The sequence below is a fragment of the Nocardiopsis listeri NBRC 13360 genome, assembly GCF_001570765.1.
GTDB lineage: Bacteria > Actinomycetota > Actinomycetes > Streptosporangiales > Streptosporangiaceae > Nocardiopsis > Nocardiopsis listeri.
Map to the genome: position 1 here is coordinate 42915 of NZ_BCSH01000057.1, position 14853 is coordinate 57767.

At 69.3% G+C, this 14853-nt stretch carries 13 protein-coding genes; 6 read left to right on the forward strand and 7 right to left on the reverse strand.

The genetic code is table 11. From position 1 onward, the window contains the following. Positions 1-15: 15 nt before the first annotated feature. The 5 genes from NLI01S_RS17825 to NLI01S_RS17845 form a co-directional block, all read right to left on the reverse strand. Complete coding sequence (locus NLI01S_RS17825) at positions 16-1275, reverse strand: heparan-alpha-glucosaminide N-acetyltransferase domain-containing protein (RefSeq protein WP_067606044.1); 1260 nt, start codon at positions 1273-1275, stop codon at positions 16-18. 143 nt (positions 1276-1418) lie between these two features. Next, positions 1419-3416 carry an acetoacetate--CoA ligase gene (locus NLI01S_RS17830; RefSeq protein ID WP_067606046.1) on the reverse strand — a complete coding sequence of 666 codons (1998 nt, stop codon included), beginning with the start codon at positions 3414-3416 and terminating at the stop codon, positions 1419-1421. A gap of 211 nt (positions 3417-3627) precedes the next feature. Next, positions 3628-4305 carry an HAD family hydrolase gene (locus NLI01S_RS17835; protein WP_067606048.1) on the reverse strand — a complete coding sequence of 226 codons (678 nt, stop codon included), beginning with the start codon at positions 4303-4305 and terminating at the stop codon, positions 3628-3630. Between the two features lie 53 nt (positions 4306-4358). Continuing rightward, on the reverse strand, positions 4359-5003 hold the full coding sequence (locus tag NLI01S_RS17840) for a DUF4126 domain-containing protein (RefSeq protein WP_067606050.1): 645 nt from the start codon (positions 5001-5003) through the stop codon (positions 4359-4361). A 120-nt stretch (positions 5004-5123) separates the two neighbouring features. After that, the gene (locus NLI01S_RS17845) at positions 5124-5369 is read right to left on the reverse strand and encodes a DUF2630 family protein (protein WP_067606052.1); all 246 of its coding nucleotides are present in this window, start codon (positions 5367-5369) and stop codon (positions 5124-5126) included. Positions 5370-5650: 281 nt separating this feature from the next. Between NLI01S_RS17845 and NLI01S_RS17850 the strand changes: the two genes are divergently transcribed. Then, complete coding sequence (locus NLI01S_RS17850) at positions 5651-5941, forward strand: metal-sensitive transcriptional regulator (protein WP_067606054.1); 291 nt, start codon at positions 5651-5653, stop codon at positions 5939-5941. Positions 5942-6018: 77 nt separating this feature from the next. Continuing rightward, a complete protein-coding gene (locus NLI01S_RS17855) occupies positions 6019-6696 on the forward strand; it encodes a metal-sensitive transcriptional repressor family protein (protein WP_067606056.1) in 678 nt (225 codons plus the stop codon). On the opposite strand, the gene NLI01S_RS17860 is transcribed toward NLI01S_RS17855, so the two are convergent. After that, on the reverse strand, positions 6684-8057 hold the full coding sequence (locus NLI01S_RS17860) for an NAD(P)/FAD-dependent oxidoreductase (RefSeq protein WP_067606058.1): 1374 nt from the start codon (positions 8055-8057) through the stop codon (positions 6684-6686). The two genes, NLI01S_RS17855 and NLI01S_RS17860, sit on opposite strands and share 13 nt — an antisense overlap. A gap of 314 nt (positions 8058-8371) precedes the next feature. Here NLI01S_RS17860 and NLI01S_RS17865 point away from each other — a divergent pair, with 314 nt between their 5' ends. Next, positions 8372-8887, forward strand: coding sequence for a hypothetical protein (locus NLI01S_RS17865; RefSeq protein ID WP_067606060.1), 516 nt, complete (start codon positions 8372-8374; stop codon positions 8885-8887). 65 nt (positions 8888-8952) lie between these two features. Here NLI01S_RS17865 and NLI01S_RS17870 read toward each other — a convergent pair whose 3' ends face one another. Beyond that, complete coding sequence (locus NLI01S_RS17870; protein ID WP_084392687.1) at positions 8953-9525, reverse strand: SACE_7040 family transcriptional regulator; 573 nt, start codon at positions 9523-9525, stop codon at positions 8953-8955. Between the two features lie 131 nt (positions 9526-9656). On the opposite strand from NLI01S_RS17870, the gene NLI01S_RS17875 reads away from it, so the two are divergent. Genes NLI01S_RS17875 through NLI01S_RS17885 form a run of 3 tightly spaced genes read left to right on the forward strand, consistent with a single transcriptional unit; the run spans position 9657 to position 14522 of the window. After that, positions 9657-11267, forward strand: a complete 1611-nt coding sequence (locus tag NLI01S_RS17875) for a carboxyl transferase domain-containing protein (protein ID WP_067606064.1) — start codon at positions 9657-9659, stop codon at positions 11265-11267. A gap of 7 nt (positions 11268-11274) precedes the next feature. Next, on the forward strand, positions 11275-13368 hold the full coding sequence (locus tag NLI01S_RS17880) for an acetyl/propionyl/methylcrotonyl-CoA carboxylase subunit alpha (RefSeq protein ID WP_067606066.1): 2094 nt from the start codon (positions 11275-11277) through the stop codon (positions 13366-13368). Continuing rightward, positions 13365-14522, forward strand: a complete 1158-nt coding sequence (locus tag NLI01S_RS17885; RefSeq protein ID WP_067606067.1) for an acyl-CoA dehydrogenase family protein — start codon at positions 13365-13367, stop codon at positions 14520-14522. The genes NLI01S_RS17880 and NLI01S_RS17885 overlap by 4 nt, the downstream gene beginning before the upstream one ends. Positions 14523-14853 lie beyond the last annotated feature (331 nt).

Consider the following 14853-nt stretch of genomic DNA (forward strand, 5'->3'; position numbering starts at 1 on the left):
GTTCGACCGACCCGTTCAGCCGCGCCGGTCCCGGCCGCCGGCCTCGTCCATCAACACCGCCGCGCCCTCGGAGACCTTGCCCAGGCCGAGTTCGAGCGGCCCACGCCCGAGCAGCAGGCGCCACGAGGTCGCGAAAACGAACGAGCCGAGGATGAACCACTCCAGGTAGAACGGTCCGCCCGCGGCGTTCTCCGGGTGGAAGGCGACGATGACCGCCAGGACGAGGATGTGCCCGGTGTAGACGGTCAGCGGCATCCGGCCCACCGAGGCGAGCGGGTACATCACGCGCGGTAGCCGCTCGGCCAGCGACACGCAGATCACCAACACCAGCAACGCCTGGCCGACGGCCTCGAAGATCTCGAAGGTGGTCCCGGTGTGCGGGGTGCCCACCGCCAGCCACCACCAACTGTCCGTGTGCACCTGACCGCTGATGCTGTGCATGGCGTCGATGGTGTTCCAGCGCAGTTCCTCGGCGGTCCCGGCGTCCACCGAGCCCAGCGGCGAACCGTTGAGGAAGGTGCTGTGGGCCTCGGTGAGCCGGTCCAGGCCGCCCAACGGGTAGAGCAGCACCCACGGTCCCAGGTAGCCGAGGGCGGTCATGATCGCACCGCCCACGGCCATGCGCACGCGCACCACCGTCGCGGTCAGGTCCGTGCGCCCCACCGCCATACCCGCGAACATGAACGCCATGAAGGTGATGGCCGGGTAATAGCCGGTGAGGAAGAACTCCGAGAAGGAGGTGACGGCGCCGGTACGCGGCTGCGCGGGGAACAGGTCCTGGCGCAGCAGGAAGGACACGACCGGACCGAACACGGCCAAGGTCGCGGCGACGATCCACAGCACGGCCGCCCGGGCACGGAGCAACGGCAGCGCCAGGACGAAGAATCCGGCGTAGTAGGTGAGGATGATGGCCACCGGGACCGCGAGCGAGTCCAGGAACAGACCGAGCAGACCGATGACCAGCGACCGGGCCACGATCTTGACCATCACCCGACGCAGTGGCCGGCCCGAGACCGGTTCGGCCCGTCCGCTCATCAGGGCCAGCGACACCCCGGCGAGGAAGGCGAAGAGCGCCGAGGAGTTACCCCGGACCAGTCCGTGCAGCTCCCAGCCCTGTTCCTCGGGCAGCAGCCCGAAGGAGACCACCCCGAGGTGGACCGCGAACATGCCGAAGACCGCGAGCGCCCGAGCGGCGTCGATGCCGTCGACACGGTTCTTGGCCGGGGGACGGTCGTCGGGAAGGGTGCCGGTGTCGTCAGACTGGTTCTGTGCCACGTTCGTCAGGCTATGCCGCTCGCGCGTGGGTCTCCAACGTCCTGACGTTCTTCTAACGGCCACACCCGGCCGGCCGCAGGGCCCGGGGCGCGTGCGCGTCCCGGGCCCGGTGTTCGACGTGGGACGACCGTTCGTGGGCCGGATCAGTCCCCGTCGACCATCTCGCTGAAGTGGTCCAACGCCTCGGGGTCGGCCAACGAGTCGCGGCTGGCCACCTTCTCCGGGCTCTCACCCATGAGGATCCGCTTGACCGGAACCTCCAGCACCTTGCCGGACAGGGTCCGTGGCACGGCGGCGATGGCGCGGACCCGGTCCGGGACGTGCCGGGGCGAACAGTCGGTACGGATTCTGCGGGCGATCTCCTTGGGCACGTCGCCTTCCAGGTCGGCGCCCTCGCGCAGCACCACGAACAGTTCGATCCGCGAGGAGCCGTCCTGCTGCGGGACGTCCACCACCAGGGCGTCCAGGACGTCCTCCAGGGCCAGGACCGCCCGGTAGATCTCACTGGTGCCCATGCGCACGCCACCGCGGTTGATGGTGGAGTCCGAACGGCCGTAGATGATCGCCGTGCCGCGGTCGGTGATCTCGATCCAGTCGCCGTGCCGCCAGACCCCCGGGTAGACGGCGAAGTAGCTGTCGTGCAGGCGCGAACCGTCGGTGTCGCCCCACAGGAACACCGGCATGGACGGTGCGGGTTCGGTGACCACGAGCTCGCCGACCTCCCCGACGAGTTCCTTGCCCTCGGGGTCCCAGGAGGCCACCGCCATGCCCAACCCGCGAGACTGGATCTCGCCCTCGTACACGGGGAGGGTGGGGGTACCGCCGACCAGGCAGCTACAGATGTCCGTGCCGCCGCTGGTGGAGAAGAGCCACAGGTCCGGGCCGAGTTCCTCGTACACCCAGGAGAACGCCTCGGGACTGAGCGGGGAACCGGTGGAACCGATCGCCTTGAGCGCGGACAGGTCACGGCCCTCGCGCGGGACCACGCCCTGCTTCATGCAGGAGGACAGGTACCCGGCGCTGGTGCCGAACACGGTCACCCCGGCCTCGGCGGCCAGGTCCCACAACGCGTCCATGTTCGGGGCGGCGGGACTGCCGTCGTACAGGACTATGGAGGCCTTGGTCAGCAACACGCTGACCAGGAAGTTCCACATCATCCACCCGGTGGTGGTGAACCACAGGACCCGGTCGTGTTCCTGGGCGTCCAGGTGCAGGTTCAGGTTCTTGAGCTGTTCGAGGAGGATTCCGCCGTGGCCCTGGACGATGGCCTTGGGCAGACCGGTGGTGCCCGAGGAGTAGAGCACCCACAGGGGGTGGTCGAAGGGGACGGGGGCGAAGGTCAGTTCGGTGCCCGCTCCGGAGGCCACCAGGTCGGCCCAGGGCAGAGCGCCCTCCAGCTCGGCGTCGGGAGTCAGGTGGGCGAGCAGGACCGTGCGTTCCACGGTGGGCAGGGCTTCGCGCAGTTCCTCCACCACGGGACGGCGGTCGAAGTCCTTGCCGCCGTACCGGTAACCGTCCACGGCCAACAGCACCTTCGGCTCGATCTGGGCGAACCTGTCGATGACGCTGCGCACGCCGAAGTCGGGTGAGCAGGAGGACCAGACGGCGCCGAGGGAGGCCACCGCGTAGAACGCGGCGGCCGTCTCGGGCAGGTTCGGCAGGTAGGCGGCCACCCGGTCGCCCTCGCCCACACCGAGTTCGCGCAGCCCGGCCGCTATGGCGGCGGTGCGCTCGCGCAGCTCGCCCCAGGTCCACTCTCCGAGTCCGCGCAGTTCGGTGGCGTGCCGGATCGCGACGGCGTCGTCGTCACGGCCCTCGAAGATGTGCCGGGCGTAATTGAGGGTGGCACCGGGGAACCACCGCGCCCCGGGCATGCTCCGGTCGGCCAGGACCGTCTCGTAGGGGGTGTCGGCCCGGACCCCGTAGTAGTCCCAGATGGAGGCCCAGAACCCGTCGACGTCGGTGACCGACCAACGCCACAGGGCGTCGTAGTCGAAGTCCCGTGCCTCGGTGGAGTCGCCGCCGAAGGCGTCGACACCCTTCTCCCGTGCGGCCCATCGTGCGAACGCCACGACGTTGGCGGAGTCGATCCGCCGCTCGTCGGGTTCCCAGAGCACACGGGGCACGCTGCTCTCCGTCATTGGCCCGCCTTCCGATCGCGTGGCTTTGCGTTGCTTCGAGACCCATCTAACAACACGCCGTGTCCGCGATCACGGGCCGGCCCGACCTAGTGGATTCCCTGGAGTTCGCAGGTCACCACGGTCTTGGAGGTACGTGGGAACCCCACTTCCGAAGCGCCGGGAAGAGTGGGGTTCCTACCTTGGCCCATGCTTTGGCCCATGGCCGGTGGGCTCAGTTGAGGGACATGACGGTGGCGACGGCTTCGGCGGGCGAGTCGACGACCACGGCGCCGGTGGCCTCCAGGCGCTCCCGGGACATCAGTCCGCCGGCGACCAGGATCGGTTGCGCGCCGGCCTCGCGGGCGGCTCGGGCGTCGTCGTCGATGTCGCCGATGAGGACGACCCGGGCCGGGTCCAGTTCCTGGTGGCGCAGGTGGTGGACCAGGTGCTCGGCCTTGGAGTCCTGTTCGGTCTCGAACCTGCGTCCGTCGATCCGGGTGAAATGCGAGGTGAGCCCGCGTTCACCGATCAGCGGGACCAGGTGGTCGTGGGAGGCCATGGACAGCAACGACTGTGTGCCGCCCTTGCCGGTCCAATCGCGCAGGACGTCGGGGACTCCGGGTGCGAGGTCGCACGTGGGCAGGTGCTTCACGTAGTTGGTGTCGTACAGTTCCTCGGCGCGGTCCCACTCCCCTTCGGCGAAGGAACGCCCGAGGAGTTCCTCGTAGCAGGGAATGAGCGGGCGACGGAAGATCGAACGCCAGTACTCCAACTCGATGGGTTCGCGGCCGAACCCCGCGCAGACGGCGTTGACCGCGGCGAGGTTGGCGTGGTTGTCGTCCAGGAGGGTTCCGTTCCAGTCCCAGACGATGTGGCGAGGGTCGCTGTTCTCGAAAGTCATCTCAGGCATCGGATGCACCCTACGACCACAGGCCGATTTCCGGTATGCGGTTTCGGACACCCTCAGGCGGGGCCTCCCAGGTCATGGCCTTCCCGATCGACCGACCGACGTTCCTCACGGATCCGTCGGCGTCGGCGCACGACCCACACCGCGAACAACACCATCAGTGGGAACACGATGATGATGAGCACCGGTAGCAGGATCGCCATCACCGAGGTCAGGAAGCTGACGACGTCCTCCAGGAAGGAGACCACCGGGGCTGCCACACCGAAGCTCATCGCGTTCATCACCGGCCGGGCCAGCGCCTTGACCACGTGGAAGGCCAGGGCGATGAGGGCACCGGCGATGACCGCGCCCCACGCCACCCCGCCGGAGGTGGCCACCGCTCCGGAGGCCTCACCGGTGATCTCGGCCAGTTCCACCGTCGAGGCGCCCGCGCCGAACGTGATGCCGCCGGCGGACGGCCGGACCACGGTCTGAACGACGTCGTTGAGGCTGTCCAGCGCGGGAATCTTGTCCGCCGCGAACTCCACCACCAACAGCACGGTGAGGCTGATCAGGGTGATCGGGTGTTCCAACCAGGTCCAGGACGGGCCGAGCGGGACCAGCTCGGTGAATCGGGCTATCAACCCCACCAGCAGCAGGGGGACGTAGGCGTTGAGTCCGGACGCGGAGGCCAGACCCAACCCGGTCAGGGTGGCGAACATGCGGTTCCTTCGTACGCGACGGACAGGGATCGGCGCCGACTCCTCGAAGCCGGCGGTCATCCATGTTGACGCTCCGGAAGGGCCTCTGGTTGTGGATTCCGCGTAGCCGCCGGCGCCGAGTCACTGCCGGTAGTTCTCGACCTCGGAGACCGGCCGGACCCTGGTGTCGTCGGGATCCTGCCCGAACTCGTCCTTGGCCCGTCGCTGACGCAGCAGGTCCCAGCACTGGTCGAGCGCCTCCTCGACCTCCCTCATCCGATCGCGTTCGGCCGGTTCCAGTCCACCGGGTGTGGAACGGAGCGCGTGCTCCTCGTCCATCAACCCGCGGATGGTCGTCATGATGTCCTGTTCGGCGCTGTCGCTCATAACGCCATGGTCCGTGCGGTCCGGAGATCGGGGCAAGGGCCGGGCACCCCGGGTTGTCCGGTTCGCACCGAACATTTACGCGAGGCCGGGAACGGCCTCGGACCCCTGGCCCGGGGCCGAAGGTCCCGGCGGTCTGGGAAACTCCTACTACGGCCGCGTTGGTGGTATTTCGTTCCGGAGCGGCGGCCGGCCGGGCGGAATAGACCACGAGGCCCCGCCCTTGAATACCTTAAGGGGGTATTGTTATGGCAGCTGAGCAGGCACAAGAGGGAAACGGCGGCATGACGGCGAACCACGGTTACAGCCACGACAAGCAGAGCCACATCAACCGGCTCCGCCGCATCGAGGGCCAGATCCGCGGCCTTCAGCGCATGGTCGAGGACGACCAGTACTGCATCGACATCCTCACCCAGACCTCCGCGGTCAACAAGGCGTTGCGTTCCTTCGCCCTGTCCATGCTCGACGAACACCTCAAGCACTGCGTCGCGCACGCTGTGGCCAACGGCGGCGAGGAGGCCGAGGAGAAGGTCCGCGAGGCCTCCGAGGCCATCGCCCGCCTGGTCCGTTCCTGACGATCATCCCACGTCCCACTCGGCCGGACCCGGCCACGGGTCGCCGGCACCTCCCCTGATCAGGCTACGTTCTCGCCATGGCCCCCGAACAGAACAGTCTCTCCGACTCGCTCGAACGCCACCTGGCGACCCCCGTCCTGCTGAGCGCCGTCCTCTCCGTTCCGGCGGTCTTCCTCTCCCTGTGGGGCGGGGGGATCTGGTCCGAGATCGGGGCGCGGGTCAATTGGTTGGCGGGATTGGTCCTCTGGGCGGAGTGGATCCTGCTCATCGCACTGGCCGAGAACAAGCTCGACTGGCTGCGCACCCACCGGTGGAGCACCTTCGTCGCGGTGTTGACGGTGCCGGCGATCGTCTTCACCCTCGGCCCCGCCCAGCTCCTACGGTTGGCCAGGGTCGCCGGGACGCTGCGGTTGGCCCGGGTGACCCGCATCATCGAGGCGGGCGGGGTACTGCGGCGACGTATGGGGCTGCGGGGACTCTGGGGGAAGGTGGCCCTGGTCGTCACCATCGCGCTGTCCGCGGTGTTCGTCGCGACGATCCTCGCCGATCCCGATTCCCCCACCCGTCGTCTCCTGGCCGACCCGCCCGACCTCTTCGACCCGTGGAAACTCCTCTCGGCGCCGGCCCTGATCGTGGTCGCGGCCGCGGTCATCCTCGTCATCCGTCGACGCGGTGCCCGGAACGCGAAGGGCCCCGGAACCACGTCCTCCGACGCTTCCGGGGCCCTCGACGAGGGTTCGACTCAGTCTCCGTAGCGATCCTCTTCGTTCTCCCGCAGGCGCGCGCCCGCCTTCCGCGCGCTCTCCGCGTCCAGGTAGTCCACCTTCTCGTTGGCCACGAACGAGGACGGGCGCCCCTCGTCGGCGAACCCCATCCGGGCGACCTCTCCCCCGGTGACGGCGCGGATTCCCCAGTTGGCGATGATTCGCGCCCGTGCCGTGGTCGAAGGCACCGACATCACGTGGTAGCCGCGGGTGACGCCCAGCGCCGGCAGCCCGCTCAGGTCGAACTGCATGATGCGGGCGAGCGCGTCACTGCCGCTCAGGTCCACCACGAGCCCCATGTCCTTGTGTTTGAACTCGCGCAGTGGCCGCCCCAGGATCGAGTTGACCACGTTCTGGGCCACGGTGGCCGCCTGCCTGCTGGCGTACTGGGCGGTGGGCGGGCAATAGGCGCTCTCGGCGCTCGACAGGTTGGGCACGGCGGCCGCGTCGCCGATCGCGAACACGTCCGGCTCTCCGGGAACGGACAGGTCCGCGCCGACCTCCAGTCGGCCGCGCATCGTCGGCTTTCCGAGTGTCTCCATGAGCGGGCTGGGCGAGACCCCCGCGGTCCAGATCAGGGTCCGGCACGGCAGGGCGCGCCCGTCGGTCAGCACGACCTTGTCGGCGGTGACCTCCCGGACGGTCACCTTGAGCTTGACCTCGATGCCCAGGTTCCGCAGCAGGTTCAGGGCCTTGCGGCCGAGCCGGTCACCGAGTTCGGGCAGGACCTTGGGCGCGATGTCGACCAGGTGCCACCGGATCACCGAGCGCAGTTCCGGGTAGAGGTGGGCGGCCTCCTGGCACAGGCGCATGAGCGAGGCCGCGGTCTCCACACCGGTGTAGCCGCCACCGACCACCACGAAGCGGCAGCGTTCCTCCCGTTCGATCGGGTCCTTGGAGTCGTTGGCCAGCTCCAGCTGGCCCAGTACGTGGTCGCGGAGCAGGACCGCTTCGGCGAGGGTCTTGGCCCCGTAGGCGTGCTCGGTCAACCCGGGGATGTCGAACTCCCGGGTCAGGCCACCGGGCGCCAGGACGAGCCGGTCGTAGGGCACGGGCGCGAGTTCGCCCGTGGGTCGCCGGACCACCACGGTGTGGTCCTGGGTGTCCACGCCCACCGCGTACCCGGGCACGAACCGGGTCTTCTTCATGAGCCGGTGCACCGACATGGCCACCGACTGCGGGGTGAGGAGCCCCGAGGCCACCTGGGGTAGCAGCGGGCTGTAGAGCATGTAGTCGTTCGGTGCGACCAGGGCGATGTCCGCCGCACCATTGGGGATACGGCGTTCGAGGTGGCGCACGGTGTGGAGTCCACCGAATCCCGCACCGACCACCACGATCCGAGGCCGAGACATGTATTCACCGCTCCTTCTTCGTATCGGGGGCGGGACGTCCTTCGCGTCTGCGGGCCGTCGGACGCAGGAGTACCCACTTCACCGCCGTCGAATGTACGAGTCCACGTCCTGTTTTCCCGGGAACCCACACGGAACGTGCCCGGGACTTTATTCCGCGTTGGTCGTTCCACGTGATGGCATACGGGAACTTCGCGAGGACGAAACCTCCCGTTAGTTGCCAGATCTGCCACTCGGCACACACGGTTGATTACCGTAAGTAGTCAGGCACGTATGGAACGTGCCGACCCGTGACAGGAGAGGGGCAAGGAACTCGTATGCGATCGTTCACCAGGATCGCCGCCACCACCGTGCTGGCCACAGGACTGACCGTGTTCGGACTCGGGGCGGCCTTCGCCGACCCGTCGGACGAAGTGACCGAGCCGAGCGAGGAGGTCACCGACACCACCGACGAGGTCACCGAACCGGCCGAGGGGCTGTCGCCCGATGCGGCGGCGCTCCTAGAGGACCCGGAGGTTCAGGAGCTCCTCGCGAACGAGGACGCCGTCGAACTGCTCAGCGACCCTCGGGCGCTGGAGATGTTCGGAGCCCTCCTGGAGGTGAAGAGCCCGGCGGAAGCCCTGGAGGAGCTCGACCTCCCGGCGTTCAACGACGACGCACCGCAGGACGAGGCCCCGGAGGCCGAGGAGGCCGACGAGGTGACCGGCGACGCACCGGAGGAGACCGAAGAGACCCTGGAGGCCGAAGAAGCCGACGAGGTGACCGGCGACGCGCCGAACGAGAACGTCACCCAGCCGGTGGAGAGCGCCACCGAGGACACGGAAACCTCCTAGGTTCCCGACCCGTGTGAAGGGGGAGGGCGGCACGAGTGCCGCCCTCCCCCTTCACACGGATCCGGTCAGACGTCGTCGGCGAGCAGGGCCGCCGCACCCATCCGCAGGAGCAGGTCGGCCATGGACTCTCGGGAAAGCGGACCACGACTGTGCGGGGTGGAGTTGAGCAGGCCGAACGCGGCGTGCACCGAGGCGCGCAGGGTGGGCGCCGGGGTGTCGGGACGCAACCCGGCCAGAACACCGACCCATTCCTCCACGTAGCCGCGCTGGAGTCGACGGACCCTGCGCCGGTCTTCGACGGTGAGGTTGCCGAGTTCACGGTCGTGCACGGTGATGAGGTCGGGTTCGTCGAGCGCGAAGGCGATGTGTCCGCGCAGCAGGGCGGTGAGGGCCTCGCGTGGATCGTCGGCCCCGGACACGAGGGCGCGACCGCGTTCGGCGAGGCGTTCGCTGATGTCCACCAGGACTGCGCCCAGCAGGGCCTCCTTCCCCGGGAAGTGCCGGTAGAGCGCGGGGCCGGTGGTGCCCACCGCCCGCCCGAGGTCGTCGATGGTCACCCCCCGGTAGCCGTGGGCCGCGAAGAGTCGAGCCGCCGCGCCCAGGATCGCCGCCCGTCGCCCACCCGTCCTGGGTCCCATAGCCCTCGCCGCCATCCGCCCGCCTTCCGATTCACCTCGACCCTGGACAGCCATGTTAGTAGTTACTAACATCACCGTTGTTAGTGAGCATTAACATCCCTCCACGAGAGGACAACATGAGCAGGGCACCTGTGCTCGGTTCGGCGGTGGACACCGCCGGGCCCACGTTCGCCGCCAACGAGGCCGCGAACCGCGCCCTCGCGTCGGAGCTGCGGGAGCGGATCGCCACCGCGGCCCTCGGCGGCCCGGAGAAGACCCGTGCGCGTCACGTCGAACGCGGCAAGCTCCTCCCCCGCGACCGCGTCGACCTACTCCTGGACCCCGGATCCCCGTTCCTGGAGATCGCCCCCCTGGCCGCCTACGGTCTCTACGGCGAGGACGGCCAGGACGCGCCGGGCGCCGGCATGATCGCCGGGATCGGACGCGTGGCCGGACGCCCCATGGTGGTGGTCGCCAACGACGCCACCGTCAAGGGCGGCAGCTACTACCCGATGACGGTCAAGAAGCACCTGCGCGCCCAGGAGATCGCGCTGCACAACCGGCTTCCGTGCGTCTACCTGGCCGACTCCGGCGGCGCGTTCCTACCCATGCAGGACGACGTCTTCCCCGACCGAGAGCACTTCGGCCGCATCTTCTACAACCAGGCCACCATGTCCAGGCAGGGCATCCCGCAGATCGCCGCGGTCCTGGGCTCGTGCACCGCCGGCGGCGCCTACGTGCCCGCCATGAGCGACGAGGCCGTCATCGTCCGCGAACAGGGCACCATCTTCTTGGGCGGGCCTCCCCTGGTGAAGGCCGCCACCGGCGAGGTCGTCACCGCGGAGGAACTGGGCGGCGGCGACCTGCACTCGCGGGTCTCCGGCGTGACCGACCACCTCGCCGACGACGACGCCGACGCCCTGGGCAAGGTGCGTCGGATCGCCGACACCCTCGGCCCCCTCGACCCACCGGCCTGGGAGACCCGCGCCCCGCGTCCACCCAAGCTGGACCCCCAGGAGCTGTACGGGGTCGTGCCCGCCGACACCCGTACCCCCTACGACGTGCGCGAGGTCATCGGCCGCGTCGTCGACGGCAGCGAGTTCACCGAGTTCAAGTCCGAGTACGGCACCACCCTGGTCACCGGATTCGCGCACGTCAACGGGCACCCGGTGGGCATCGTCGCCAACAACGGCATCCTGTTCGCCGAGTCCGCGCTCAAGGGCGCCCACTTCATCGAACTGTGCGACCGCCGCTCCATCCCGCTGGTGTTCCTACAGAACATCTCCGGGTTCATGGTCGGCCGCGACTACGAGGCCGGCGGCATCGCCAAGCACGGCGCGAAGATGGTCACCGCCGTGGCCTGCGCCCGGGTCCCCAAGTTCACCGTGGTGATCGGCGGCTCGTTCGGCGCCGGCAACTACTCGATGTGCGGCCGTGCCTACTCCCCCAGGTTCCTGTGGATGTGGCCCAACGCCCGCATCTCCGTCATGGGCGGCGAACAGGCCGCCTCCGTACTGTCCACGGTGCGCCGCGACCAGAAGGAGGGGCGTGGCGAGGAGTGGTCGGCCGAGGACGAGGAGGCCTTCAAGGCCCCCATCCGCGACCGGTACGAGGAGCAGGGCAGCCCCTACTACTCCACCGCACGGTTGTGGGACGACGGCGTGATCGACCCCGCCGACACCCGCGACGTGCTCGCCATGGCCCTGTCCGCCGCCCGCCACACGCCCCTGGAGCCGGTGGGCTACGGCGTCTTCCGGATGTGAGGAACCCTTGAGCACGACACCACGAACCGGTCCGGGGACCCACGTGCCCTCGCGCGTGCTGGTCGCCAACCGGGGCGAGATCGCACTACGCGTCATGCGCACCCTGCGCCGGATGGGCGTTGGCACCGCCGCCGTGTACACCGACGCCGACGCGAACGCCCCCCACGCCCTCGCCGCCGACGTGGCGCTGCGGGTGGAGCACTACCTGGACGCCGACGGGATCGTCGCCCTGGCCCTGGACTGCGGGGCCACCGGCGTGCACCCCGGCTACGGTTTCCTGTCGGAGAACGCCGACTTCGCCCGCGCCTGCACCGACGCGGGTCTGGTCTTCATCGGCCCGCCGGCATCCGCCATCGAGGCCATGGGCGACAAGATCCGTGCCAAGGACACCGTGGCCGCCGCCGGTGTGCCCGTGCTGGGCGGGTTCACCGAAAAACCCGGACAGCCCCTGAGCGACGAGGAACTGCTGCGCGCCGCCGAGGAGACCGGCTACCCCCTGCTGATCAAGCCTTCGGCCGGGGGTGGCGGCAAGGGCATGCGGGCCGTACAAGCGGCCGACACGCTACTCGCCGACGCCGCGTCCGCCCGCCGCGAGGCCTTGGCCTCCTTCGGCGACGCGACCCTGCTGGTGGAGCAGCTGGTCCAGCGGCCCCGCCACATCGAGGTCCAGGTGCTGGCCGACACCCACGGCAACGTCCTGCACCTGGGCGAACGTGAGTGCAGCCTGCAACGCCGGCACCAGAAGGTGGTGGAGGAGGCCCCCTCTCCCCTGCTCACCGACGCCCAACGCCAGGCCATGGGCGAGGCCGCCGTGGCCGCCGCCCGCTCCTGCGGGTACGTGGGCGCCGGCACCGTGGAGTTCATCGCCGAGACCGGTCCGGGCGAAGAGCTGTCGTTCTCCTTCCTGGAGATGAACACCCGGCTCCAGGTGGAACACCCCGTCACCGAAGAGGTCGTCGCGGTACGCGACGAGCGCGGCGTCGACCTGGTGGAACTCCAAGTGGACGTGGCCCACGGGAAGGCGCTGCCCTTCACCCAGGAGGACGTGTCCTGGGTCGGACACGCGGTGGAGTCCAGGATCTACGCCGAGGACGCCGATCGGGGCTTCCTGCCCTCGGGCGGACCGATCCTGCTCTTGGACGAGCCCGACGGCCCGCACGTGCGCGTGGATTCGGGTATCGCCGAGGGCGGGGCGGTCACCTCCGACTTCGACCCCATGCTCGCCAAGGTCATCACCTGGGGCGCGGACCGGTCCGAGGCACTGAACCGAATGGACGCGGCCCTGGCCTCCTACACCCTGTTGGGCTGCGTGACCAACACCGCCTACCTGCGTCGATTGCTGCGCCATCCGCGCGTGGTCGAGGGCGACCTGAGTACCGACCTCATCGCCTCCGACCCGCCCGAACCCGCGCCCGACCGTCTGCCCGAGGTGTACGTCGCCGCGGCCCTGGACCATCAACTCGACCTGGAGAACGGCCCTACCACCGACCGGTTCGCGGTTCCGGACGGCTGGCGGATGGGTGGTCCCGCCTGGACCCCGTGGCGACTACGGGTTCCCGGACACGACGCGGTCATCGTCCGGGTTCGGCGCGACGGCGGTCCGGGCCACTACCGGGTGAGCGTGCGAGACCGGGAACCCGTCTCCCTGCGCGCCCACCGCTCCGCCGACGGCACCCGACTCACCGTCACCGGGCCCGAACACACCCGCACCTACCCGCGCGCCGACGACCCCGAGACCGGTCACCGGTGGCTGGGCATGTCCGGCGCCACCTGGAACGTGCACGAGGAACCCGTCACCGCGGCCTCCCGTGAGGACGAGGCGACCGCCGACGGCACCGTGCGCAGCCCCATGCCCGGCACCGTCCTGGACGTTCCCGTCCAAGTGGGCCAACGGGTCACCGCCGGCACCACTCTCGCGGTGGTCGAGGCGATGAAGATGGAGCACTCCGTGCCCGCACCGATCGACGGCACCGTCGCCACCGTGGCGGTCCATCCCGGTTCCTCCGTGCCCATGGACGCCGTCCTGGTCACCGTCGAGGCCGACGCCCTGGCCGAAATCCCGGCCGACACCCCTTCCACCTCCACCGAGGAGCAGCGATGAAGCGCCACGAACTCTCCACCGAGCACGACGACCTGCGGGCCGCCGTGGAGACCTTCGCCCAGACCGAGGTCAAGCCGGTGATCGGCGACTTCTATGAGCGAAACGCCTTCCCCTACGAGCTCGTCGCCAAGATGGGGACGATGGGGCTGTTCGGGCTGCCCTTCCCCGAGGAGCACGGCGGGATGGGCGGCGACTACTTCGCCCTGTGCCTGGCCCTGGAGGAACTGGCCCGGGTCGACTCCTCCGTGGCGATCACCCTGGAGGCCGGGGTTTCGCTGGGCGCGATGCCGATCTTCCGGTTCGGCACAGAGGAGCAGAAGAAGGCCTACCTGCCCAAGCTGACCTCCGGTGAGGCGCTCGGCGCGTTCGGTCTGACCGAACCCGACGGTGGTTCGGACGCCGGGGCGACCAAGACCACCGCACGGCTGGAGAACGGCGAGTGGGTGATCAACGGGACCAAGTCGTTCATCACCAACTCCGGGACCGACATCACCGCGCTGGTCACCGTGACCGCCGTGACCGGGCGCCGCGAGGACGGGCGGCCGGAGATCTCAGCCATCCTCGTGCCCACGGGCACCCCGGGCTTCTCGGTGGGACAGAAGTACTCCAAGGTCGGGTGGAACGCCTCGGACACCAACGAGCTGGTGTTCGAGGACTGCCGGGTCCCCGAGGCCAACCTCGTGGGCGAGCGCGGTCGCGGATACGCCCAGTTCCTGCGGATCCTCGACGAGGGACGTATCGCCATCGCGGCGCTCTCCGTAGGTCTGGCCCAGGGCTGCGTGGACGAGAGCGTGCGCTACGCCCACGAGCGCCAGGCCTTCGGTAACAGCATCGCGGCCTACCAGGCGATCCAGTTCAAGATCGCCGAGATGGAGGCCCGCGCGTACACGGCACGTTTGGCCTACTACGACGCGGCTTCCCGGATGCTGGCCGGCGAGCCGTTCAAGAAGGAGGCGGCGATCGCCAAGCTCATCGCGTCGAACGCCGCGATGGACAACTCCCGCGACGCCACCCAGGTGTTCGGTGGGTACGGGTTCATGAACGACTACGCGGTGGGTCGGTTCTACCGCGACGCCAAGATCCTGGAGATCGGGGAAGGAACGAGCGAAGTGCAGAAGATGCTCATCGCGAGGGAGTTGGGCCTGCCCGCCTGATACCGCCGCAGAGCCGACTCGGCCCCGGACGGCGCCATCGGAACCCGGTGACGTCGGCCGAGGCCGAGATCTATTGCCAGGCTTGAGATGGGAGTTGTCCACAGCCCTTCCCACGTGGGCCGGCGGGGAGGGGGCTCGGTGTGATCTTCTCGATATGGGGGAGCCGCTGGTTTCGCCGGTTTTGTGCTGCCCGGGGTGGGGGCGGGCGGTGGGGTTGGTGGGGCGGTGGGGCGGTGGGGCGCCTCAGGTCTGATGCCTTGGGGTTGGTGGGCGGGTATCGGGTGTGTGGGTGGGGCGCCTCAGCTAGAGAGCCTTGGGGTGGTTGGGCGGG

Coding starts and splice junctions, on each gene's coding strand:
- NLI01S_RS17870 (WP_084392687.1), bottom strand. CDS start 9,525: ATGGGACCCAGGACGGGTGGGCGACGGGCGGCGATCCTGGGCGCGGCG.
- NLI01S_RS17865 (WP_067606060.1), top strand. CDS start 8,372: ATGCGATCGTTCACCAGGATCGCCGCCACCACCGTGCTGGCCACAGGA.
- NLI01S_RS17830 (WP_067606046.1), bottom strand. CDS start 3,416: ATGACGGAGAGCAGCGTGCCCCGTGTGCTCTGGGAACCCGACGAGCGG.
- NLI01S_RS17840 (WP_067606050.1), bottom strand. CDS start 5,003: ATGTTCGCCACCCTGACCGGGTTGGGTCTGGCCTCCGCGTCCGGACTC.
- NLI01S_RS17860 (WP_067606058.1), bottom strand. CDS start 8,057: ATGTCTCGGCCTCGGATCGTGGTGGTCGGTGCGGGATTCGGTGGACTC.
- NLI01S_RS17835 (WP_067606048.1), bottom strand. CDS start 4,305: ATGCCTGAGATGACTTTCGAGAACAGCGACCCTCGCCACATCGTCTGG.
- NLI01S_RS17850 (WP_067606054.1), top strand. CDS start 5,651: ATGACGGCGAACCACGGTTACAGCCACGACAAGCAGAGCCACATCAAC.
- NLI01S_RS17845 (WP_067606052.1), bottom strand. CDS start 5,369: ATGAGCGACAGCGCCGAACAGGACATCATGACGACCATCCGCGGGTTG.
- NLI01S_RS17855 (WP_067606056.1), top strand. CDS start 6,019: ATGGCCCCCGAACAGAACAGTCTCTCCGACTCGCTCGAACGCCACCTG.
- NLI01S_RS17885 (WP_067606067.1), top strand. CDS start 13,365: ATGAAGCGCCACGAACTCTCCACCGAGCACGACGACCTGCGGGCCGCC.